The sequence below is a fragment of the Aurantiacibacter xanthus genome, assembly GCF_003584015.1.
In the GTDB taxonomy this organism is placed as follows: domain Bacteria; phylum Pseudomonadota; class Alphaproteobacteria; order Sphingomonadales; family Sphingomonadaceae; genus Alteraurantiacibacter; species Alteraurantiacibacter xanthus.
In genome coordinates, this window is record NZ_QXFM01000115.1 from 1 (window position 1) to 2,159 (window position 2,159).

Annotated in this window: 1 protein-coding gene; it reads right to left on the bottom strand. The window is 67.9% G+C overall.

What is annotated here, in order from left to right; translation table 11 throughout:
- A partial coding sequence (locus D2V17_RS14565) for a non-ribosomal peptide synthetase (protein ID WP_147367426.1) occupies nucleotides 1-2,159 on the bottom strand: 2,159 nt, incomplete at both ends.

Consider the following 2,159-nt stretch of genomic DNA (forward strand, 5'->3'; position numbering starts at 1 on the left):
TTCTGGAGAACGGGATGCTCGAACACCATGCGGACGGAGACATCTCGGTCGAGGCGCTCGCGCAGGCGGGCGACCAGGCGCACCGCCAGCAGTGAGTGACCGCCGAGATGGAAGAAGTTGTCCTCCATCCCGACCCGGGGGGCACCGACCAGCTCGGCGACGATCGCACAGAGTGTCACCTCGTCGGGCGTGGCCGGCGCCACGTGCGCGGCCACGACCACTGCCGGCTCGGGCAGCGCCGTCCGGTCCAGTTTGCCATTGACCGTCAGCGGCAGGCGATCCAGCGCGACCAGCGCGGCGGGCACCATGTAGCCCGGCAACCGCCCGGCGAGGCGGGTCCGCAGCACTGTCACGTCTATGTCCGTGCCTGGGGCCACCACTACATAGCCGACGAGGCGCGCATCAGCGTCCGTGCCGCGTACCACCACTGCGGCCTGCGCCACCTCGGGCTGGTCGAGCAGCGCCGCCTCGATCTCCGCCGGCTCGATGCGGAAGCCGCGCAGCTTCACCTGATTGTCGGCGCGACCGTGATAGACGAGCTGGCCATCCGACCGCCAGGCGCCTCGGTCGCCGGTCCGATAGAGCCGCTCTCCGTCCCCGAACGGGCTCGCCACGAAGCGCGACGCGGTCAGCCCGGGCCGGCCGTGATATCCGCGCGCCAGCCCGGCGCCCGACACATAGAGCTCCCCCACCACACCAGGCGGGCACAGATCAAGCCCGGAATCCAATATGTAAACGCCGGTGTTGGCGTAGGGAGAGCCGATGGTGATCTCATCATTAATCTCACCCGCGATCACACCGATGGTGGTCTCGGTCGGCCCATATTCATTGATGATCCGTGCTTGGGGACAGTAGGTCCGCAGGATCGCGAGATGCTCCAACGTCACCGCCTCGCCGCCCAGCATCACCACGCCGATCGGGGCTGGCGAGAAGCCGTTTCCTTCTAGGAGCGCCACATGCGAGGGGGTCAGCTTGATCGTACCTGATGGCGGATCGAGCGCGAAAACTGCTGCCAGCGCTGCCTCTGGGCGCGGCTCGGCAACGATGTCGATCCGTCCGCCATGGCAGAGCGGCACGAACAGGCTGGTCAGCGTAAGGTCGAACCCGGCTGCCGTGAACAGAGGCATCGATACCGCATCCGCGCCGAGCACGTCACAGCCGACATGGTCGACATAGTGGGTGATGCTCCGATGCTCGATGCAGACGGCCTTTGGCTGACCGGTGCTGCCTGACGTGTAGATGAGATAGGCGGGATGCCTCGGGTCGAGCGGCGCGACGCGATCGGCGTCCATCGGCGCATGGTCAGGCGCGGCATCGAGACCGGCATCGTCGTCAATCGCGATCAGTGTGGCATCGGCCTCAGCCAGGCCTGTCAGGCGGTCGGCGAGCACGCGCGTCGTCAGCACAGCCTGCGGCCGCGCATCGGACAGCAGGAAGTCGAGGCGTTCGGCCGGCAGATCGGGATCGAGCGGAAGATAGGCGGCGCCCGCCTTCAGCACGCCCAGCACCGCCGTCACCATCTCGATCGACCGATCGAACGCCAGCGCCACCACTGTCTCGGGACCCGCGCCCAGCCCGATCAGGCGCCAGGCGATGCGGTTGGCTGCGGCCTCGAGCCCGGCATAGTCCAGCGATCGCTCCCCGTCCGTGAGCGCGATCGCCTTCGGCGTGCGTGCTGCCTGCGCTTCGAACAGCCCCGGCAGCGTTGCGGGTTCGGGCAGCGAGCGCCGAGGTCCCGCGAAATCCTCTGTCAGTCGGCTCGCTTCACCCGGCAGCAGCACGCTCAGCTTCGGCAACGGCTGGTCCGGGTCCGCCACACCCTGCTCCAGCACGCCGATCAGGCGCGCCGCCAGGCCCTCCGCGCTTGCCCGATCAAACAGCTCGGCGCTGTATTCAAGCTCGCCGCGCCAGGCTCCATCTTCTTCGGTGAAGGTGAAGCACAGATCGAACTTCGCCGTCGGCACGCTGACGGACAGGGGCTGCGTCTTCAGGCCGGGCGCTGCAAAGCTGCCCTCCGCCCCGCTGTTCAGCACCAGCATCGTCTGGAACAAGGGCTGGCGCCCCAGCACCCGCGGCGGGTCGAGTACCTCCACCAACCGCTCGAACGGCACGTCCTGGTTCATATAGGCGTCGAGGCACACTTCCCGGCTCCGCGCCAC